The sequence below is a fragment of the Mycobacterium sp. IS-1590 genome (genome assembly GCF_001500025.1).
Taxonomy (GTDB): domain Bacteria; phylum Actinomycetota; class Actinomycetes; order Mycobacteriales; family Mycobacteriaceae; genus Mycobacterium.
In genome coordinates this window covers 201722-222062 of sequence record NZ_LQIW01000050.1, presented here as the reverse complement: position 1 = coordinate 222062, position 20341 = coordinate 201722, and the positions used below count along the sequence as shown (strand labels likewise).

Sequence of the window (20341 nt, the reverse complement as noted above, 5' to 3'; positions counted from 1 at the left end):
CTTCGACGCTATAGACGCTGTGCCCGCGCGCTCTGATACAGGCAGATCGCCGCGGCAGCGGCCACGTTGAGGCTTTCGGCGGCACCCGGCATCGGGATGCGGACGCGGTGCGTGGCCGATGCCGCCAGTTCCGCAGGCAGACCGTGGGCCTCCGGCCCGAACAACCACGCCGTCGGCTCGCCCAGTGCGGCCTCCAGAGCGGCATCGTCCAGTGACGCCTCCCCGTCGACCGTCGTCGCCAACACCTGCAGGCCGGTATCGGCGAGTTCCCGCACCGCCGAGGCGGGATCGTTGTCGGTGACAACGGGAACCGAGAAGATGCTGCCCGCGGAGGCACGCAGACACTTGCCGTTGTAGGGGTCGACGCTATGACCGACGAACGCGACCGCGTCCGCCCCCATCGCGTCGGCGATCCGAATCAGCGTGCCCGCGTTACCGGGTTCGGAGATGTCGACTGCGACCGCGACCAGGCGCGGCGAGGCGGCCAGCACCTGGTCAAGCGACGTCTCCGGTGTCGAGCACACGGCCACCAGGCCGACGGGGGTCACGGTCTCCGACAACGCTTTCGCGGCGCGTTCTGTCACCAGATGTACCGGGGCGTCGGCCAGCAGCGCACCGAATCGGTCGGCGGCCTCCTCGGTGGCGAACACCTCGGATACGAGTCCGCGCCGCAACGCCGCCTCGACGAGGTTGGGTCCCTCGGCGAGGAAGCGCGCGGCGCGGCGTCGCCCGACGTGACGGTGCAGCTTGACTGCTGCGACCACCCGGGCGGAGCGTTCGGTGAGCGTCAGGCAGCCTCGCCCGACGGCGCGTTGACGTCCTCGGGCAGTGCGCCCTTGGCGACCTCCACCAGCGTGGTGAACGCGGCCGGATCGCTGACGGCGATCTCGGCGAGGTTCTTGCGGTCGACCTCGACCCCGGCGGCCTTGAGCCCCTGGATCAGCCGGTTGTAGGTGATGTCGTTGGCGCGGGCGGCGGCGTTGATGCGCGAGATCCACAGCTTGCGGAACTCGCCCTTGCGGGCGCGCCGGTCACGATAGGCGTAGTTGAGCGAATGCAGCTGCTGCTCTTTGGCCTTGCGGTACAGCCGCGACCGCTGGCCCCGGTAGCCCTTGGAGGCCTTGAGGATTGTCCGCCGCTTCTTCTGGGCGTTGACTGCGCGCTTGACGCGTGCCATGGGAGTGTCCTTCGTTCAGGTCGTACGTGTTGGTCGGTCAGCCGTTGAGCATCTTCTTGATGCGGGCGTTGTCGGCGGCCGACACAACGGTGCGGCCGTCGAGTCGCCGGGTGCGCTTGCTGGGCTTGTGCTCGAGCAAGTGCCGGCGGTTGGCCTTCTGGCGCACGATCTTGCCGGTTCCGGTGCGACGGAACCGCTTGGAAGCGCCGCTGTGGGTCTTCGCCTTGGGCATGGGGTCCTCTGCTCTGTTGTTCTAGCTGTTTCGGTCGGGTGCTGGGGCCGGCTCGGCGGAGCCTTCGGCCTGTTGCGCCGCCTTGGCGCGAGTCTTCGCGCCGCGGTGCGGGGCCAGCACCATCGTCATGTTGCGGCCGTCCTGCTTGGCCGACGTCTCGACGAAGCCGTAGTCGGCGACGTCGGCGCCCAGCCGCTGCAGGAGACGGAAACCCAACTCGGGTCGCGACTGTTCGCGGCCGCGGAACATGATCGTCACCTTGACCTTGGACCCGGCCTCGAGGAAGCGGATCACGTGACCCTTCTTGGTCTCGTAATCGTGCGGGTCGATCTTGGGACGGAGCTTCTGTTCCTTGACGACGGTCTGCTGCTGGTTCTTGCGAGACTCGCGCGCCTTCTGAGCCGTCTCGTACTTGAACTTCCCGTAGTCCATGATCTTGCAGACCGGGGGTTTGGCATCCGGTGCTACTTCGACGAGATCGAGATCGGCATCCGCGGCGACGCGGAGGGCATCTTCGATACGCACGATGCCTACCTGTTCACCGCCCGGTCCGATCAGGCGGACTTCAGGTACGCGGATGCGCTCGTTGACGCGGGTCTCAGTGCTGATGGGGCCTCCTATGTTGTCCTCAAGGAGCCCACTCCGTCAGCTCTGCTCAACGAACAGAAAAGCCCTGCTCAGAGCAGGGCCCACAGCCGACCAGGACAGGCGCTGACGCCTGTGACCGGACCGCTGAGCCTTCGAAAAGATCCTGTGGCCAGCGGTGGGAGGGGGACTCCACTTGCTGTCCCTGGCGTTTGCCGGGACGGTCGCGCATGCCAGTCTAGCAGCCATGACCGATGACCCGAACTCAGCTGACCTCGGCGGCTCAGGTGATCTGAACGGCTCGGCCGTTCGTGAACTCGCCGAGATACCCGCCGTCGAGGTGATCACCCGGTCGGCCGTGATGCTGATGAGCGCCGCGGCCGAGAAGCTCGGGCTGTCGGCCGACAATCCCGACGAGAGCCCGCACCGCGATCTCGACGAGGCGCGCAGGCTGATCACCGCGCTGGCAGGCTTGGTGACCGCGTCCGCCGAGTATCTCGGATTTCATGCCGGGCCGGTGCGCGACGGCCTGAAGTCGCTGCAGTTGGCCTTCCGCGAGGCCAGCGCATCCCCGGACGAACCAGGGCAGGGCCCGGGCGAAAAATACACCGGACCCGTCTGGTCGTGAGTCGCCACCCATTTGGCGCCCTGACCGAATAATGTCGCGGCCTATGACCGTCGCGAGCCTGCCCGTCACCCGCCGCAGGTCGAGGTACTGGTGGGTGCCGGCAGCGGCGGGCTGGACGGTCGGCATCATCGCGACGCTCTCGTTGATGGCGAGCGTCTCGCCGTTCGTGCGGTCGGTCATCCGGGTTCCGCGCGAGTTCGTCAACGACTACGTCTTCAACTTCCCCGACACCAGCTTCGCGTGGGCGTTCGTGCTGGCGCTGCTGGCCGCGGCGCTGGCGGCACGTAAGCGGATCGCCTGGTGGATCCTCGTCGCCTACATGGTGGGCGCGATCGTCTTCAACGTCGCGGACCTGGTGTCGGGGGACGAGTCGGTGATGGAGGAGATCGGCGAAGTCATCGGGCTGGTCTTCCACGTCGCCGCAATCCTGTTCCTGGTGCTGGCTCGCGGCGAGTTCTGGGCCAAGGTGCGCCGCGGCGCCCTGCTGAAGGCGGCGGTCGTGCTGGTCGCGGGGATGGCGGTCGGCACCCTGATCGGATGGGGTCTGCTCGAGCTGTTCCCGGGCACGCTGACCCGTGGCGACCGGTTCTGGTACGCGCTGAACCGGGTCAGCGCGTTCGCGGGCGCGGACTCGTCGAATTTCACCGGTCATCCCCATGTCCTGATCAACGCCCTGCTCGGCCTTTTCGGCGCACTGGCCCTGATGGTCGCTGCGATCGTGCTGTTCCAGTCTCAGCGCGCCGAGAACGCCCTGACCGGCGCGGACGAATCCGCGCTGCGGGGGCTGCTGGAGTTGTTCGGCAAGAACGACTCGCTCGGGTACTTCGCCACGCGCCGCGACAAAGCGGTGGTGTTCGCGCCCAACGGCCGCGCCGCGATCACCTACCGTGTCGAAGTCGGTGTGTGCCTGGCGAGCGGCGATCCGGTCGGTGATCCCAAGGCCTGGCCTGCGGCGATCGAGGCGTGGCTCGCGCTGTGTCAGACCTACGGCTGGGCGCCTGGAGTGATGGGTGCCAGCGCGTCGGGCGCCGAGGCCTTCCGCGAGGCCGGGCTGAACGCCTTGCAACTCGGCGACGAAGCGATTCTGTATCCGGACACCTTCCGGCTGTCCGGGCCGGAGATGCGCGCGGTCCGGCAGGCCGTGACGCGGGCGCGGCGCGCGGGCGTGAGTGTGCGCATTCGCAGGCACCGGGATCTGGGCGCCGAGGAGATGGCCGACGTCATCGGCCGCGCCGACGCCTGGCGCGACACCGCGGACGAACGCGGCTTCTCGATGGCGCTGGGCAGGCTCGGTGACCCGGCCGACGGCGACTGCCTTCTGGTAGAGGCGGTCCGAAGCGACACCGGGCGCTCGGGTGCGAATGACGAAGTGGTCGCGATGCTTTCGCTGGTGCCGTGGGGCACCAACGGCGCCTCGCTGGACCTGATGCGCCGTGCACCCCAATCCCCCAACGGCACTATCGAGTTGATGGTCAGCGAGCTGTGCATGCAGTCCGAAGACATCGGCATCACGCGGATATCGTTGAACTTCGCCATGTTCCGCTCGGCGTTCGAGCAGGGCGCACAGCTCGGGGCGGGGCCGGTGGCTCGGCTGTGGCGCAGCCTGCTGGTGTTCTTCTCCCGGTGGTGGCAGCTCGAGACGCTGTACCGCTCGAACATGAAATACCAGCCGCAATGGGTGCCGCGTTACGCGTGCTACGACGACGCCCGGCTGGTCCCCCGGGTAGGTGTGGCATCGGTGATCGCCGAGGGCTTTCTGGTGCTGCCCTTTTCGCGGCGCCACGTGCAGCCGCACACCGGACACCACACCGCGGTGCCGCAGGATCTGATGGCCACGGGGCTGCTGCACCACGACGGTACGGCCCCCGACCTCGGCGGGCTGGCGGCCGATCTGCCCGATGCCGAGGAAACGCGGCTGCCGGAACAGGTGCGAGTGCGCATGGCCAAGTTGAAGGCTCTGCAGGACAACGGGACCGACGCCTATCCGGTCGGAAGTCCACCGTCGCACACCATCGCCGAGGCGATCGACGCCGACGACGACGTCGCGGTGACGGTGGCGGGCCGGGTGCTGCGCAGCCGCGACTACGGCGGCGTGCTCTTCGCCCAGCTGCGCGACTGGTCCGGCGAAGTTCAGCTGCTGTTGGACAATTCGTTGCTCGAATCGGCGACGACGGCGGACTTCACGCACGCAATCGACCTCGGTGACCTCATCGAGGTGTCGGGCACCATGGGCTTCAGCAAGAAGGGCACCCGATCGCTTCTGGTGCGTGACTGGCGGATGATCGGCAAATGTCTGCGCCCGCTGCCGGACAAGTGGAAGGGTTTGACCGACCAGGAAGCCCGTGTGCGCGCCCGTTACGTGGATCTGGCGATCAACACCGACGCTCGCGATCTCATCCGCGCGCGCAGCGGTGTGCTGCATGCGATTCGGGAAACCTTGGTGGCCAAGGGGTTCCTCGAGGTCGAGACCCCGATCCTGCAACAGATCCACGGCGGGGCGAACGCGCGCCCGTTCCTCACCCACATCAACGCCTACGATCTCGACCTCTACCTGCGGATCGCTCCCGAGCTGTACCTCAAGCGGCTCTGCGTGGGCGGGGTCGAGCGGGTTTTCGAGCTGGGCAGGGCATTTCGCAACGAGGGCGTCGACTTCAGCCACAACCCCGAATTCACGCTGCTGGAGGCGTATCAGGCGCACGCGGATTACAACGTCTGGATCGAGGGCTGCCGGCAGCTGATCCAGAATGCGGCCGAAGCCGCCAACGGCGCCGAGGTGTTCTATCGGCCCCGGGACGGCGGTGGACTCGAACCCGTCGACATCTCCGGTCAGTGGGCGGTCAAGACCGTGCACGGTGCGGTGTCGGAAGCCCTCGGTGAACAGATCGGCCCCGAGACCGAGCTGCCGCGGTTGCGCAAACTGTGTGACGCCGCGGCCATTCCGTACCTGACCCATTGGGACGAAGGTGCGGTGGTGCTGGAACTGTACGAACGGCTGGTCGAGGACCGCACCGAAGAGCCGACGTTCTACAAGGACTTCCCGACGTCGGTCTCGCCGCTGACCCGCCCGCACCGCAGCATTCCCGGTGTCGCCGAACGGTGGGACCTGGTCGCCTGGGGAGTCGAACTCGGCACCGCCTACAGCGAACTCACCGATCCGGTCGAGCAGCGGCGCCGGTTACAGGAGCAGTCGCTGCTGGCCGCGGGCGGCGACCCGGAAGCGATGGAACTCGATGAGGACTTCTTGCAGGCCATGGAATACGCGATGCCGCCCACCGGCGGTCTGGGCATGGGTGTGGACCGTGTCGTCATGCTGATCACGGGCCGCAGCATCCGTGAAACCCTGCCGTTCCCGTTGGCCAAGCCGCGTTGACAGCGAATCCACAGCGCCCCACAAGGATTGCCCGTCACTCTGTAGTTCGTGACAACGGCGACACTCGCTCATGCGCTCGCTCATGCGCTTCGTGGGCACCTGTCGTTGATGCATGGCTGGATTCCCACAGTGATCCAGGTGGCCGCTGCGATCGCACTGATCGGTGCGATCGGCTGGCGAACACGTCGGTGGCGCCTGGTGTGGGTGCCGTGGGCTGCGCTGTGCGGCCTCATGCTGGCGGCGACAACGTACACCTTCATTGAGTCGCAAGGTCTTTCGGGCAACCCGGCACCGCGTTCGCTGTGGGTGTGGATGGGGCTGACCGGCACCGCGTGCGCCGTGCTGATCGGGGGCTGGCGAGGCGCCCGCTGGTGGCGTCGCGGCTTGTCGCTGATGGCGCTGCCGTTGAGTGTGTTGTCCGCGGCGCTGGTGGTGAACCTATGGGTGGGTTACTTCCCCACCGTGCAAGCGGCGTGGAATCAACTGACCGCGGGACCGCTCCCCGACCAGACCGACGCGGCGGCGATGCAGGCGATGCAGAAGCGGCATCAGGTCCCGGTGAAGGGCACGGTGGTTCCGGTCCACATCGCCGACACGGCTTCGGGCTTCCGGCACCGCACCGAGTTCGTCTACCTGCCACCGGCGTGGTACGCGACCAGTCCCCCGCCTCCGCTTCCCGCCCTGATGATGATCGGGGGCGAGTTCAACACACCCGCGGATTGGGTGCGTGCCGGCAATGCGGTCGCCGCTGCGGACGACTTCGCCTCCGCTCACGGCGGGTACGCCCCGGTTCTGGTATTCGTCGATGCCGGTGGCACGTTTCAAAACGACACCGAATGTGTCAACGGCAAACGTGGCAACGCCGCCGACCATCTCACCGAAGATGTCGTGCCGTACATGATATCGACGTTCAAAGTCAGCCCCAGGCAAGCGAACTGGGGAGTCGTCGGCTGGTCGATGGGAGGCACCTGCGCCGTCGACCTGGCGGTGATGCATCCCGATATGTTCGCCGTCTTCGACGACATCGCCGGCGACCTGGGGCCCAACGCCGGCACCAAGGATCAGACGATCGCGCGACTGTTCGGCGGCAACGCCGCGGCGTACGCGGCGTTCGACCCGACGACGGTGATCCGCCGCCACGGCCACTATTTCGGCGTCACGGGCCGATTCGACGTCAACACCGCGGACACCGCGCAGAAGGATGCGGCCAGGCTGCTGTGCGGCCTGGGCACGGCGAATGGCATCGCCTGTTCGGTGGTGGTCCAGCCGGGTATGCACGACTGGCCTTACGCGGCACATGCGTTCGCCACGGCGCTGCCGTGGCTGGCAAGCCAACTGGGCACGCCGGGGGTCGCAGCCGCACCTGGGTTGACCACAGTCCGCGATGTCGGTACCCCGACACCGCCGCCGGAAGCGCCGCCTGGACTCCCGGTGCGCGCGGGCACGCCGAACTAGTTCGCAGCCAAGGCCCGTGCGCCACCGCGTCGGAACGGCTACGACGGGCAGTAAGACTGGGTCGCGGCCCCGACGAAGAACCCGCTCTGCTCCACGCTCCAGTGCGCGGGCCCGCTGATCTCGACCGCAACCTGCTCGGGCTTCTGCCCGGCGGCCACGTAATCACATACAGCGTGGGCCAGGTCGATCGCGTTCTTGGGACTCGAGAACGGGATCCCCTCGTCCTCGAGCACGGCGACGAAGATGTCGTCGGTGTCATCGGCCAGGGCCGGTGCCGCGGTGCCGAGCGCCATGGCGACGCCGACAACCGCTGAGAAGAGGATGGTGCCGCGCATGGTGGCTCCTTTCGCCGTTATTGGTGGACAGACGCTACGCCCCGCGTACGAGCGCCGCGGAAGTTTCGTCAAAATTGTCATACACGTCAGGGCGTGCAGGCGGGTATCTTGAACCACATGCCGGGCGAACCGGAACAGGATCAGCAACCCGCCGTAGACGCCGAGGTCGTGGAGCCCACGCCGGGATCCACCACGCCGGTCGAGCCCGTCGACAGCGGCTACACCCCGGGCGGCGTCCCGACGTTCGACGCCGTGCGGGAGAAGATCGAAACCCGCTACGGCACCGCGATCGGCGCCTCCGAGCTGGCGGCCGAGACCCCCGAAGGCCGCAGCGTCGCCGAGCAGTACGACGAGCGGCAGCGGGCGGCCGCCGAGCGCCTGGAACAGATCCGCGAGCAGATGCGCAAACAGTCCGACGAGTCTCAGTAATCGGCCTCGGCGGCGAGGATCTCGGCCAGGAACGCATCCGGACCCGGGTGATCCATCCGCGATCGTGCGTAGGCCCGCACCCTGTCGCGGGTCGGTGCGGACTCGTCGACATCGGCGCCCACCACCACCCTTGCGCCGCGCCAGTCATGGTTCCACGCAACCGTTTCCGAGATCGACGTCCCTTCGGTGTCGACGACGGGAAACGCCGCACGCCCGTCGGCGCCGAGAACGCCCGTCCCGCCGACGGCCCCGGACTCCAACCGCACCGCGATGCCGTGGGGCGAGCCCAGCCCCGTCAACTCCACGCCGACCACAACGCTCACACCGTCGCCGACGGCTTCCACCGACCATTCGACGGTGTCCTCGGCGGCGTCGAAGACACCCGGTGGTACGGCCGCCCAGTTGAGCGATGCAGTGCCGCCGGCGATGACCGCGCCACCCCGGACACGCGAATCGGCCCCTGCGGCAAGCGCATAGTCGGCGCGCCGAGAACTCACCGGGCCCACATCGAAGGCGACCCCGACGTCGTCGGCAACATCGCGGCACAGCTCAACTAGCGCGGTGACCCGCGGATCACCCTCGTGCGCAGCGGTGTTCAGGGCCGTCGCGTGCGGCGTGAGCAGATGGGCGATCTCCGAATCGAAGGTGTCGTCACCGAAGTAGTCCTGCGCCGCGGCGGTCAACAGCGCGACCTCGGCGTCCAGAAGGGCACCGTCGAGCGATGCGATCGCATCGCGCTGGCTGGCCGGCCACCAGCGCCGCAGCCAGTGGCCGACCGCGAGGCGGCGCAGTGGAGCAAGCGCGTCGGGCAGCAGAGACACGCCGGTCACGTCGACACTGTCGGACGCGGTGGGGTCGCCCAGCGCGGAGATCACGGCGTGGTGGCCGGTCTCACCGACCACCCGCCACAGCCAGTCGGCTCGCGCCGGATCGGTGAACGCGATCTGGGCGTCCGTCGGTTCGTCGACCGTCCACGACAGCACCGCTCCGCTGACCTCCAGCACGGCCACCAGCGGAGGCGGAGCCACCTGCGGTCCGGTGGTCCACAAGCCCGAATCCGTCATGAGCCTCATCCCGCCACCTGCAGCTCCAGCATCGTCTTGATCCGCTGGCGGTGGTCCAGGCTGACCGACCTCGCCACACCTTCCAGCACCGCGCGCACCTCGTCGACGTCGTCACACGGTTCCTGCCACACGTCGCGACCGTGCAGCCGCGCCCACAACCGGCTCAGATACGGGCGCGCGAATGCCGCGAGCTCGTCGATCACCTGCTGCTGACGCGGATGGATCGGCCCGTTGGCGGCCAGGTACCGACGCGCGTGCAGCACATAGGCCTCCTTGCGCAGCCGCGCCTGAATCTGCCGGGCCAACTCGTAGCGGGGCTCGGCGACATCGGCCAGCGGCGCGAGATGCACCGCGACCTCGATGCCTGCGACCAGCGCGGCCTGCTTGTCTTCTGCGATCAGACCCCACGGAGCGCACGCCCGGTCGACCTCTTCGGCGCACAGTGTCGGCACGTCGGGAAGTTCGTCGCGGTCCATGGCCCTTCGCAGCGTTGCGCGCACCCTGTCGATCACGCTGCGGTTCAGGGGACGGTCACTGTCCTGGCGACCGATGATGCTCGGCTGCTGTTGTGGTTCAACAGAACTGAGGCCGAGGTCCACAATGGACCAGGGCAGCTCTCCCGGCCCACCGCGTGCCCTGGCCCCGAGGTTGTACGGCGCGGCGTCTGCGATCAAGGCGTGCCAGACCCGCTGTCGCGCCGCGGTGGCCGAGTGGCTGTCGGCCGGGCCGAGCACGGTGGTCAGCCCCGCCATGAACGGACCGGTGATGCCGGTGCCGGCGCGCACGTCGCGCCAACTGCGGCTCAGCTGCTTCTCCAGTTCGGCGATGACCCTTTCGTCAGACACAAACCGGTTCAGCACCTCGATCGCGGTGCGGTCGCGTTCACCGTGGATCTCGCGCAGCACCTCTTCCACGTCGGAATCATGTTGCGATGGAGGGCCTTTCGTCACAGCCAATTCGAAACACACCGGAAAATACAGCTCTTGGGCATTGCCGGAGGTGATGCGTAGCCGACGCCGCTCCCGTTTGAGGACGTCGAACCAGGCTGCGGTGTCCCGCAGTTGCGCACCGTGCCCGACGATGGCGTCGTACATCGCATCGGCCACGTCGGGCGCCACGAAAGGTGCCGAGAAGTGGGTATTCGATCGCAGCCGCAGCACCAGCGGATCGATGATCCGCTTCACCGTCCGCCGCAACGGCCCGCCGTCGTCGCCGCTGAGCACCTCCACTCCGGGCCCGATGGCACGCCAGGCCCGGTCGATGACCGCCCGGCGCGGATGGGCGACGGCGACTGCCGTCTCGGTGCTCATCAGGACAGGATAGAAGCACGTCCCGGCTGTGGACAGCAGGAAAGTTGGGTTCGGTAGCCGCGCGGCCGCCCGACCCTTAGGTCATGTTCACTGCGCTGTTCGCGTTCCTCTGCATCATCTACATCGGCACGACGGCCGCCTCGTTACTACCGGCTTGGAAGCTCTCGCTCGTGGAATCCGGCGAGGCCGACGAGCGCCTGGCCACCGCCGATGACATCCTCGCCGCGCGAGCGGAGTTCGACCGGACGATGGTGCGAAAAGGCCTGCTCACCCGTGACCGACTCGAGTTGATCCGCAACGGTATCCGATCACGAGCGGTCGTCACCGCGATGCGGCCCACCGGACAGGCGCTCGAGGGCTGCCGGGAGGTCGAGCTCGATGTGATGGTCAAAAAGCTTGGAGGCGGGCAGTTTCCCGCCCGCGAGACCGCCCTGGTGCCGGCATCTGCGCTCGTGAAGGTCTCCCCCGGCAGCGTCATCGACACCTACTACCGTCCCGGCGACGAGACCGCCGTCGCGATCTGCGTGGCGCCGGTGTGATCAGCGGGCGCCGTCGACGGCGAAACTGGCCAACGACGCCCAGTACAGCGGGCTGGCGGTCAGATCGCCACCGCGCCAGTCGCGCATCCGTTGTCGCTGCCAGCGGTTCACCGCCCGGCCGGCCTCGTCGGCCTCATGGGCGCGGTCGACGGCGACGATCACCTCGCTCATCGGGTCGGCATCCGACGCCGCGAACTGCCGGTAACCCGCCGTCGTCGGTAACGACCACAAAGTGGCGGTGACCAGTTGGGCACCACCCAGAACCATCGCCGCCACCAGCCCACTGGCCTCGTCGAACTGGTAGTCCCCGCCGGATGCGCACGCCAGCAGAGCAACCCGCGGCGGGAAGGGCAATCTCGCGGCCATGATTTCACCCGCGGTCAGCGGCCACTCTTCGGCGAGGTGCAGTGCGGCGCGGTCCGCGTGGCCGGCCTCGCCGTCGGCGGCGGTTGCGTGACCGACGTACACCATGCGGCTGGGCCGCCGGGCGAGTTGACCGGCGAGCCAACCCCGGTCGGCGTCGGTGCGCCGGAACAAATCGACGATGACCGGTACGTCCGGCAGCACCGCGCGACGGTCGGCGAACTCGGCGAAATGGCGGGCCAGCACGGTGTCGGGTGACGGTCTGCCGAGCACAGAGCCCAACGCCGCGTCCGGGCGCTGGCCGGGAACGCGCGGGTCGAGCACCAACAGAACGGCGTGGTCGCTGGTGGTGTTCCAATCCGCCGGGGCCCGCGGTGAATTGACGATGTTGGGTGGCACAGCCATCATGACCTCGACCAGCTCCATCAACCTGGTGGCCTCGTCGTGCGGCGCCGCCAGCAGACCCCAGGGCATCCTCGCCAGCCGTGCGCTCGGCGAGACGAACAGCGTCGCGCGTGGTGACGCCGCATGCTCGACAAGCAGCTGCCAGGCAGCGGGTGCGATCAGCCGCGTGCCCAATGCGCGCGCGAGTTCGAATTCGGTTGTGGGCGAGGCGAATGCAGCTTTGGTGATCGCGCGGTCGAGGGCGTCGAGGCGGGTCTCGGCGCCGACCGGGTCGGGCAGGGCCTGGGCCAGCCGCTGCTCCGCTGCGATGAGGTCCGGCTGCTCGACCACCCACGTGACCGTTTTCGACGGGTCGCCGACGACCCGCAGGGCCGCATACGTCGCCACCCCGACGTCGGCGAAGCGCAGGACGAGAGTTTCGGTCAAGGCCACGTGTACCACGCGGGCTCGTCCGCGGTCACATCGCGGCCGTAACGCTCAGCCGCCAGCGTGCGGTAGCGGCCGATGATCGGTGCGGTGGCAGGGTCCATCACAAGCGGCGGCAACGGTCCCAGCCGGGTCAGCGACGCACCTGAAGTGACCGCTGGTCCGGCGGCGACGAGCGCGTACTCGTCGGCGGACTCCACCGGCACGGCCGCTGTGGCGGTACCCGCCCAGTCCATGGCATCGGCGGAAGTGGGTTCGGCGGTGAACGTGCCCCGCGCGCTGTGGTATTCGATGAGCTCGCTGACGAGCTCGGTGTTGCCCCACGCCCATGCGACGGCGAAGGCACCGGCGAGCATCGGGGCGGAAACGTAGGTCGCCCAGCGCATCCGGGCATCGGCGTCGGGAATCGAGTACCGCACCGAGTCGACGGCCATCGCGGCGGGAAGTTTGAGTTCGGCGGCCTTCTCCAGCTTTTCGGCCGCATGGGCGGGATCGGCCAGTGCATCGGCCCGCCAGACGTTGCCGAGCTGGTCGTCGAGGCGGGCGTACTGCAGCCAGCTGTGCCGCGGCCATGCGTCGAGCAGTTCGCGCGCCTCTTCGACGCGCTCGAGCGCTGCGGCGAAGTCTCCGCGGAAGATGTCTACCCAGCTGCGCTGCAACAGGATCCGGTGGATGTGCAGTGGTTTCTCGATCTCACGCCAGTGCCGTTCGGCGTGGCCGAGTCGTTCGTCGGCGTCATCGAGCGCGTTCACCGAGATGCTGATCAGACCGAAGTACAGCCAGCACCGCGAGACGTCGTGTGCACGAAGATGTTCGGCGATGGCCGGATACGCCTCGTGGACCAATGTCTGCGCCTGCGGCCGGTCCCCCGCGGTCCACGCCGCCGTCGCGCGTTCGAGCTGGGTGCGCGCCACGGCCAGCCGCCAGCCGCGCGACTCGGCGCGTGCCCCGGCCCGCCGCAGCCAGGGCTCGGCTTCTGAGAGTCGGCCGGTCTCGACGCAGAACCTGCCGTAGCCGGTAGCTCCCTGGACGAGCAGGTGGTCGTGGTGTTGTCCACCGTCGCCCGGCCGATTGATGACGTCGATCACGCGCTCCCACAGTGGGATCGACTTCACGTGCAGGTCGTCGTCGCACAGCGCGACCGCGCAGAGGATCTCGGCGTAGGTGATCAGGAACCGGTGTTCGGCGGCGAGTTCGGCCACCGGTTCGTCGTCGGTCAGGGCGATCAGCGCGGCCTCGGCGGTCTCATGGTCCCCGTGCGCGGCAGCCAGTCCGGTCTGTAGGAACTGTGCCCGCCGCCAGTGCCGGCGCACCATCAACTCGATCTCGGCCGTCGGCATCGTCACCGGTGCCGCGGCCTCGGGCCTGGTGCCCGCGAGTATCGCCGAATAGACGGCCAGGCGCTCACGCATGCGGTTCAGGCATTCCTCGGTGCCGCTGTACGCGGTGCGAACGAGGTAGATCTCGCCGAGCAGCGAGTACACCTCGAGCATCCAGTCGTCGCGGCCGGCCTGCTCGATCTGCGGCACCAGAGACAGCAGGAGATCCTTGGCCGCCTCTTCGTTGGCGGCGAAGGCCAGGTGACGGGCACGCTCGAGGTCCGCGGGGATCGCCACGGTCGAATCATAGAAAGCGGCGGGCATGCCTGGCACGCCCGCCGCTTCAGGAGGGGGATCGCTCAACTGCAGTTGACCTTGACGGTGAACGGCTTGGTGATCGACCCTGCCATCGGGTTCGAGATGTCGGCGCCGGTCGCTTCGCCGGTGATGGTGTAGGTGTCGCCGTCCACCTTCACCTCGGCCGAACCGACCTTGGCGCCCATGGTGTTGGTGACCGCGAGGGCGTTTCCGTCGACCACCATGCCCAGCGACTCCACTTTCGGATTCGCTTCATCGCTCATCACGATGCCCAAGCCCTGCTGACCGCCGACCGCGCCGCTGGCGACGTTGATGCGGCCGCCCTGCTTCACGCATGTGACGGTGTTGAGGTCCAAGCCCGCGAGATCCTTGCCGTCGACCTTCACCTCGGTGCTGCCACCGCTGCTCACGCCCGCCGCGCTGGCCGCGGGGGCACTTCCCTTGTCGTCTGAACAGCCCACCAGCACGGTGGCGCCGGCGACCAGTCCCATCAGACCCACAACAACGCGATTCATCGATCTTCCCTTCATTCGGACGTCGCCCCGATGGCGCCCGTCATGGCGGTAAGTCAAAACCGCGCCGGTCGCTACCGATCCCAAACTTTGTCGGCGTCCGACGGTACGGTTCGCAGGCGATGCGCAGATTCACGATCGACGAGCGGCGGGCACGGCTCGCCCGTCGGCACTTCCTCGGTGCGCTCGCGGACTCCATCGGAGCTGTCGTCGGCGGTGTGCTCGGGTTGCACGCGACCGATCCGGCAACGCCGTTCCTGTCGCTGTGGGCGCGCCTCCCGGGATTCGGAGTGGCCGATCTGGATGCCGAACTCTACGAGCGGCGCACGCTGGTCAAGCATCTGGCGATGCGAAGGACGCTGTGGACGGTACGTGCCGGCGACGTGCCGCTGATCCAATCGGCGGCAAGCGACAGAGTCGCCGAGACCGAGCGTCGGCGACTCCTCGCCGATGCGCAGAAAGCCGGTCTCTGTACCGATCCCGACGCGTGGCTCGACGCGGCCCGCAGTGCGGTCCTTCGGCACCTGAGCGAACGGGGCCCGACGAGCGCCAAGGACCTGCGCGAGGCGCTGCCCGAGTTGGCGGGGTTCTGGGACCCGGCCCCGGGTAAGCGCTGGGGCGGCGAGACCCCGTTGGCGCCGCGCATCTTGACCGTGTTGGCGGTGTGCGGCGACATCATGCGTGGCCCCAACGACGGGAAGTGGACCACATCCCGGCCGCGTTGGGTCGCCACCGGCGACTGGATCGACGCCGCCGATGCGGTCAACCCGCGGACGGCCCGCGGAGAGCTCGTGCGCCGCTGGCTCGCAGCGTTCGGCCCGGCCACCGTGACCGATGTCAAGTGGTGGTTCGGCAACACGTTGACGTGGGCGCGGGAGGCGTTGCGGGATGTCGGCGCGGTCGAGGTGGATCTCGACGGCACACCGGGCTTTGCCCTGGCCGACGATCTCGACGTCGAACCCGAAGCCGAACCGTGGTGTGCGCTGCTACCGGGTCTGGACGTCACGACGATGGGCTGGTTCGACCGCGACTGGTACCTCGGGCCGCATCGGGCGCAGGTGTTCGACCGCAACGGCAACGGCGGGCCCACCGCATGGTGCGACGGCAGGATCGTCGGTGCGTGGGGTCAGGACAGCGCCGGGCGGGTCGAGGTGCGACTGCTCGAGGACGTCGGCCGCTCGGCACAGGCCCGCTTGCAGAAACGGGCCGACGAGTTGACCGACTGGCTCGACGGCGTACGGGTCAGCCCGCGCTTCCCGTCGCCGCTGTCCAAGGGCTAGCGCCGAGACTGCGCTTTTTGACGGATTTCGACCGAATCCCGTCAGAAACCGCATTCTCGGTGAAGGCGCTAAGCGCTGACCTTGCTGCGCTTCCCGTTGCGCGCCTTGGGTTTCGGTCGTGCGACACCCAGGCACTCGGCGAGGAAGTGGCCGGTGTAGCTGTCGGGATTGGCCGCGACGTCCTCCGGCGTCCCGGACGCGACGAGGGTGCCGCCACCCGCTCCGCCCTCGGGCCCCATGTCGACGATCCAGTCCGAGGTCTTGATCACGTCGAGGTTGTGCTCGATGACGATCACCGTATTGCCTTTGTCGACAAGGCCGTTGATGACCTTGAGTAGCTTGCGGATGTCCTCGAAGTGCAGGCCGGTGGTCGGCTCGTCGAGGATGTACACCGTGCGGCCAGTCGACCGCTTCTGCAGTTCGGAGGCCAGCTTCACGCGCTGGGCCTCACCACCGGACAGCGTCGGGGCCGGCTGGCCGAGGCGCACATAACCCAGGCCCACGTCGACGAGCGTCTTCAGATACCGGTGGATCGAGGTGATCGGGGCGAAGAACTCGGCGGCCTCCTCGATCGACATGTCGAGGACCTCGGCGATGGTCTTGCCTTTGTAGTGCACCTCGAGCGTCTCACGGTTGTACCGGGCGCCGTGGCACACCTCGCACGGGACGTACACGTCGGGTAGGAAGTTCATCTCGATCTTGATGGTGCCGTCACCGGAACACGCTTCGCAGCGACCGCCCTTGACGTTGAACGAGAACCTCCCGGGTTGATACCCGCGCACCTTGGCCTCGGTGGTGGCCGCGAATAGGGTGCGGATCTTGTCGAAGACGCCGGTGTAGGTGGCGGGGTTGGACCGCGGTGTGCGCCCGATCGGCGACTGGTCGACCCGAACCAGCTTGTCGAGCTTGTCGAGCCCCGTCACGCGGGTGTGGCGGCCCGGCACCTGTCGCGCCCCGTTGAGTTTGTTCGCCAGCACCGACGCCAGGATGTCGTTGACCAACGTCGACTTACCCGACCCCGAAACACCGGTGACCGAGGTCAGCACCCCCAGCGGGAAGGCCACGTCGATCTCACGCAGGTTGTGCTCGCGGGCGCCGACGACCGTCAGCAACCGCTTCTTGTCGACCGGCCGCCGGATCGCCGGCACCTCGATCTCTTCCTTGCCCGAAAGATACGCTCCGGTAAGCGATTCCGGGTTCTTCAGCAGCTCGTCGTAGGGCCCGCTGTGCACGATCTGACCGCCGTGCTCACCCGCAGCCGGACCGATGTCGACGACCCAGTCGGCGTGGGCGATGGTGTCGAGGTCGTGCTCGACGACGATCAGCGTGTTGCCCAGATCCCGCAACCGGACGAGCGTGTCGATCAGCCGGCGGTTGTCCCGCTGATGGAGCCCGATCGACGGTTCGTCGAGCACGTAGAGCACTCCGACGAGCCCCGACCCGATCTGGGTGGCGAGCCGGATACGTTGCGCCTCACCGCCCGACAACGTCGCGGCGGCCCGCGACAGCGACAGGTAGTCCAGGCCGACGTCGAGCAGGAAGCCCAACCGCGACTGGATCTCCTTGAGCACCTGGCCCGCGATGGCCTGCTCGCGTGCACCCAGCGTCAGCGCGTTGAGAAACTCCGAGCACTCCGCGATCGACAGCTCGGCGACCTCGGCGATGGACTTCGGGCCGAACTCGCCCGCCGTCAGCGTCACCGCGAGGATTTCGGGTTTGAGCCGCGTGCCCTCGCACTCCGGACAGGGCACGTCGCGCATGAAGCCCTCGTAACGCTCCTTCATCTGCTCGGAGTCCGTCTGCTCCATCCTGCGCTGCAAAAACGCCATCACGCCCTCGAAATCGGCGTAGTACGAACGGGTTCGGCCGTAGCGGTTCTTGTACCGCACGTGCACCTGCTCGTCGCAGCCTTCGAGAATCGCCTTGCGCGCCTTGGCGGGCAGCTTCTTCCACGGCGTGTTCACATCGAACCCGAGCGCATCGCCGAGCCCCGCCAGCATCCGGGTGAAGTACTCCGCGGTCTGCCCCATCGACCAGGGCGCGATGGCCCCCTCCGCCAGGGTCAGGTCCGGATCCGGCACGACCAGTTCGGGATCGACCTCCTTGCGGATGCCCAGGCCCAGACATTCGGGGCAGGCGCCGTAGGGCGAGTTGAACGAGAACGACCGCGGCTCGAGGTCGTCGACAGCCAGCGGGTGACCGTTGGGGCAGGCCAGCTTCTCGGAGAACCGCTGTTCGCGGTGCGGGTGGTCGTCGTCGCGGTCGACGAACTCCAGCACGACGATGCCGTCGGCGAGGTTCAGCGCCGTCTCGATCGAGTCGGTCAGCCGCTGCTTGGCGCTGGCCTTGACCGTCAGGCGGTCGACGACCACCTCGATGTCGTGCTTCTCCTGCTTCTTGAGCTTCGGCGGGTCGGTGAGCGGATACACCACCCCGTCGACCCGCACGCGGCTGTAGCCCTGGGTGTTCAGCTTGTCGAACAGGTCGACGAACTCGCCCTTGCGGGTGCGCACCACCGGTGCGAGCACCTGGAAACGCAGCCCCGCGTCCATGGCCAGCACCTGATCGACGATCTGCTGGGGCGTCTGCCGGGCGATGCGCTCACCGCAGATGGGGCAGTGCGGGGTGCCCGCGCGGGCGTACAGCAGGCGCAGGTAGTCGTAGACCTCGGTGATGGTGCCGACCGTCGACCGCGGGTTGCGGTTGGTCGACTTCTGGTCGATGGACACCGCCGGGGACAACCCCTCGATGAAGTCGACGTCGGGTTTGTCCATCTGACCGAGGAACTGGCGGGCATAGGCCGACAGCGACTCGACGTAGCGGCGCTGGCCCTCGGCGAAGATCGTGTCGAAGGCCAGCGACGACTTCCCCGAACCCGACAGCCCGGTGAAGACGATCAGCGCCTCGCGTGGTAAATCAAGATCGACACTTCGCAGGTTGTGCTCGCGCGCACCCTTGACGACAAGGCGGTCAGCCACCCGGTTCCCTCCCGAAGAGATAGTTCAAAGCCACTCTATGTGGACCCACCGACAAGCCCCAGACGAGGCGGATACCGTGAGGACATGACCGTCGTCGACGACAACTACACCGGCCATGTCGAACCAGGGACCGGGGCCCGGCGCACGCTTCCCGGCGCCTCGATCGTCAAGGTCTCGGTCGGCCCGATGGACAACAACGCGTACCTGGTCACGTGTTCCCGGACCGGCGAAACCCTGCTGATCGACGCCGCCAACGATGCCCCGATCGTGCTCGAGCTGATCGAGAAGCACGCCCCGAAACTGTCCTTGATCGTCACCAGCCACCAGCACTTCGATCACTGGCAGGCGTTGGAAGAAGTGGCCAAGGTCACCGGGGTGCCCACGGCCGCGCACCAACTCGACGCGGACCCGCTGCCGGTGCGGCCCGATCGGCTCCTCGCCCACGGCGACACAGTCGACATCGGCGAGCTGAGCTTCGACGTCATCCACCTGCAGGGCCACACTCCCGGTTCGGTGGCGCTCGCGCTCGACGGCGCCGACGAGGCGACCCACCTGTTCACCGGCGACTGCCTGTTCCCCGGAGGTGTCGGCAAAACATGGGAGGACGGCGCCTTCGACCAGTTGCTCGGCGACGTGACCCGCCGCGTGTTCGATGTGTACGGCGATTCGACGGTGGTCTATCCCGGCCACGGTGACGACACCACGCTCGGCACGGAGCGCCCGCACCTGGCCGAGTGGAGAGAACGCGGTTGGTAGACGCGCCCATCGCTGTCGTCACGGGTGCCAGCCGCGGCGCCGGACGCGGCATCGCGCACGCGCTCGGCAGGCACGGCTGCACGGTGTATGTCACGGGGCGCACCGAGCGCGCAGACGAGTCCGTGCTCGACGGCACGATTCACGAGACCGCCGAGCTGGTGACGGCCGCCGGCGGCACCGGGATCGCCGTCCGCGTCGACCATGCCGACGACGAACAGACGAAGGCCCTCTTCGAACGGGTCGAACGGGAGCAGGGCCGGCTGGACCTACTGGTGAACAACGCGGTGATCATCCGCGAGGAGATGATGGGTCGAACCCGGTTCTGGGAAGAGCCCGTCCACGTCATCGACACCCTGAGGGTCGGCCTGCGCAGCAGCTACGTCGCGACGGTGTACGCGGCCCCGCTGATGCTGGCGCAGCGCCGCGGGCTGGTGGTGTTCACCTCCGCGCCCGGTGCGGCCCACTACGTGTTCGGCCCGGCATACGGCGTCCACAAAGCCGGCACCGACAAGATGGCCGCCGACATGGCGGTCGACTTCCGCGACTTCGGCATCGCGACGGCGTCGATCTGGATGGGTGTCCTGCTGACCGAACGCTTCAAGCAGTTGCTCGCAGCCGCACCCGACAAGCTCGCTCACCTGCTCGACAACACGGAGACACCGGAGTTCACCGGGCATCTGATCTGGGCCCTGTTCAACGACCCCCAACTGTTGGACAAGAGTGGCCAAACCTTCATCGGAGCTGAGCTGGCGGCGGAGTACGGGATCAAAGATGCCGGGGGTCGGGAACCGCCGTCGTACCGCGACCTGCACGGAATTCATCCGATCAGGCAATTCGACCGCATATTGCGGTGACACTGA

The 20341-nt window shown here is 67.8% G+C and carries 19 protein-coding genes; 8 read left to right on the top strand and 11 right to left on the bottom strand.

Features of this window, described 5'->3' with window-relative positions; all coding sequences use genetic code 11:
- Positions 1–8 precede the first annotated feature (8 nt).
- Genes AU197_RS24585 through infC form a run of 4 tightly spaced genes read right to left on the bottom strand, consistent with a single transcriptional unit; the run spans position 9 to position 2018 of the window.
- Positions 9–764: a TrmH family RNA methyltransferase gene (locus AU197_RS24585; RefSeq protein ID WP_064406330.1), complete on the bottom strand. Its 756-nt coding sequence runs from the start codon at positions 762–764 to the stop codon at positions 9–11.
- Positions 765–787: 23 nt separating this feature from the next.
- Positions 788–1177, bottom strand: coding sequence for a 50S ribosomal protein L20 (rplT, locus tag AU197_RS24580; RefSeq protein WP_064406328.1), 390 nt, complete (start codon positions 1175–1177; stop codon positions 788–790).
- 37 nt (positions 1178–1214) lie between these two features.
- Positions 1215–1409 (bottom strand): 50S ribosomal protein L35, encoded by a 195-nt coding sequence (gene rpmI, locus AU197_RS24575; protein WP_064346257.1) that lies wholly within the window; start codon positions 1407–1409, stop codon positions 1215–1217.
- A 21-nt stretch (positions 1410–1430) separates the two neighbouring features.
- Positions 1431–2018 (bottom strand): translation initiation factor IF-3, encoded by a 588-nt coding sequence (gene infC / locus AU197_RS24570; RefSeq protein WP_082680943.1) that lies wholly within the window; start codon positions 2016–2018, stop codon positions 1431–1433.
- 223 nt (positions 2019–2241) lie between these two features.
- Between infC and AU197_RS24565 the strand changes: the two genes are divergently transcribed.
- The 3 genes from AU197_RS24565 to AU197_RS24555 all read left to right on the top strand — a co-directional run bounded on the left by AU197_RS24565 (position 2242) and on the right by AU197_RS24555 (position 7447).
- Positions 2242–2622 carry a DUF1844 domain-containing protein gene (locus AU197_RS24565; protein ID WP_064406327.1) on the top strand — a complete coding sequence of 127 codons (381 nt, stop codon included), beginning with the start codon at positions 2242–2244 and terminating at the stop codon, positions 2620–2622.
- 43 nt (positions 2623–2665) lie between these two features.
- Positions 2666–5992 (top strand): bifunctional lysylphosphatidylglycerol synthetase/lysine--tRNA ligase LysX, encoded by a 3327-nt coding sequence (gene lysX, locus AU197_RS24560; RefSeq protein WP_064406325.1) that lies wholly within the window; start codon positions 2666–2668, stop codon positions 5990–5992.
- Between the two features lie 108 nt (positions 5993–6100).
- Positions 6101–7447, top strand: a complete 1347-nt coding sequence (locus AU197_RS24555) for an alpha/beta hydrolase (protein ID WP_082696836.1) — start codon at positions 6101–6103, stop codon at positions 7445–7447.
- A gap of 38 nt (positions 7448–7485) precedes the next feature.
- On the opposite strand, the gene AU197_RS24550 is transcribed toward AU197_RS24555, so the two are convergent.
- Positions 7486–7782 carry a DUF732 domain-containing protein gene (locus AU197_RS24550; protein ID WP_064406324.1) on the bottom strand — a complete coding sequence of 99 codons (297 nt, stop codon included), beginning with the start codon at positions 7780–7782 and terminating at the stop codon, positions 7486–7488.
- Between the two features lie 117 nt (positions 7783–7899).
- Here AU197_RS24550 and AU197_RS24545 point away from each other — a divergent pair, with 117 nt between their 5' ends.
- Entirely contained in the window at positions 7900–8211 is a 312-nt protein-coding gene (locus tag AU197_RS24545; RefSeq protein WP_064406443.1) for a hypothetical protein, read from the top strand.
- Here the strand turns inward: AU197_RS24545 and AU197_RS24540 are convergent.
- Both AU197_RS24540 and AU197_RS24535 read right to left on the bottom strand, forming a co-directional pair.
- Positions 8205–9284 carry a hypothetical protein gene (locus AU197_RS24540; protein ID WP_064406322.1) on the bottom strand — a complete coding sequence of 360 codons (1080 nt, stop codon included), beginning with the start codon at positions 9282–9284 and terminating at the stop codon, positions 8205–8207. The genes AU197_RS24545 and AU197_RS24540 overlap by 7 nt on opposite strands.
- Positions 9281–10585 (bottom strand): hypothetical protein, encoded by a 1305-nt coding sequence (locus AU197_RS24535; RefSeq protein ID WP_064406320.1) that lies wholly within the window; start codon positions 10583–10585, stop codon positions 9281–9283. The genes AU197_RS24540 and AU197_RS24535 overlap by 4 nt, the downstream gene beginning before the upstream one ends.
- An 83-nt stretch (positions 10586–10668) precedes the next feature.
- Between AU197_RS24535 and AU197_RS24530 the strand changes: the two genes are divergently transcribed.
- Complete coding sequence (locus AU197_RS24530; protein ID WP_064406319.1) at positions 10669–11124, top strand: hypothetical protein; 456 nt, start codon at positions 10669–10671, stop codon at positions 11122–11124.
- On the opposite strand, the gene AU197_RS24525 is transcribed toward AU197_RS24530, so the two are convergent.
- The 3 genes from AU197_RS24525 to AU197_RS24515 form a co-directional block, all read right to left on the bottom strand.
- The gene (locus AU197_RS24525; RefSeq protein WP_064406441.1) at positions 11125–12318 is read right to left on the bottom strand and encodes a CHAT domain-containing protein; all 1194 of its coding nucleotides are present in this window, start codon (positions 12316–12318) and stop codon (positions 11125–11127) included.
- Entirely contained in the window at positions 12315–13934 is a 1620-nt protein-coding gene (locus AU197_RS24520; protein WP_064406439.1) for a hypothetical protein, read from the bottom strand. Before AU197_RS24520 ends, AU197_RS24525 begins: the two co-directional genes overlap by 4 nt.
- 62 nt (positions 13935–13996) lie before the next feature.
- Positions 13997–14470, bottom strand: a complete 474-nt coding sequence (locus AU197_RS24515) for a lipoprotein LpqH (RefSeq protein WP_064406317.1) — start codon at positions 14468–14470, stop codon at positions 13997–13999.
- A 119-nt stretch (positions 14471–14589) separates the two neighbouring features.
- On the opposite strand from AU197_RS24515, the gene AU197_RS24510 reads away from it, so the two are divergent.
- Positions 14590–15747 (top strand): winged helix DNA-binding domain-containing protein, encoded by a 1158-nt coding sequence (locus AU197_RS24510; protein ID WP_064406315.1) that lies wholly within the window; start codon positions 14590–14592, stop codon positions 15745–15747.
- 68 nt (positions 15748–15815) lie between these two features.
- Here the strand turns inward: AU197_RS24510 and uvrA are convergent, their stop codons facing one another.
- On the bottom strand, positions 15816–18725 hold the full coding sequence (gene uvrA / locus AU197_RS24505; RefSeq protein WP_064406314.1) for an excinuclease ABC subunit UvrA: 2910 nt from the start codon (positions 18723–18725) through the stop codon (positions 15816–15818).
- Positions 18726–18809: 84 nt separating this feature from the next.
- Between uvrA and AU197_RS24500 the strand changes: the two genes are divergently transcribed.
- Together AU197_RS24500 and AU197_RS24495 are read left to right on the top strand one after the other, a co-directional pair.
- On the top strand, positions 18810–19481 hold the full coding sequence (locus tag AU197_RS24500; RefSeq protein ID WP_064406312.1) for an MBL fold metallo-hydrolase: 672 nt from the start codon (positions 18810–18812) through the stop codon (positions 19479–19481).
- Positions 19475–20335, top strand: coding sequence for an SDR family NAD(P)-dependent oxidoreductase (locus tag AU197_RS24495; RefSeq protein ID WP_156434549.1), 861 nt, complete (start codon positions 19475–19477; stop codon positions 20333–20335). The genes AU197_RS24500 and AU197_RS24495 overlap by 7 nt, the downstream gene beginning before the upstream one ends.
- Positions 20336–20341 lie beyond the last annotated feature (6 nt).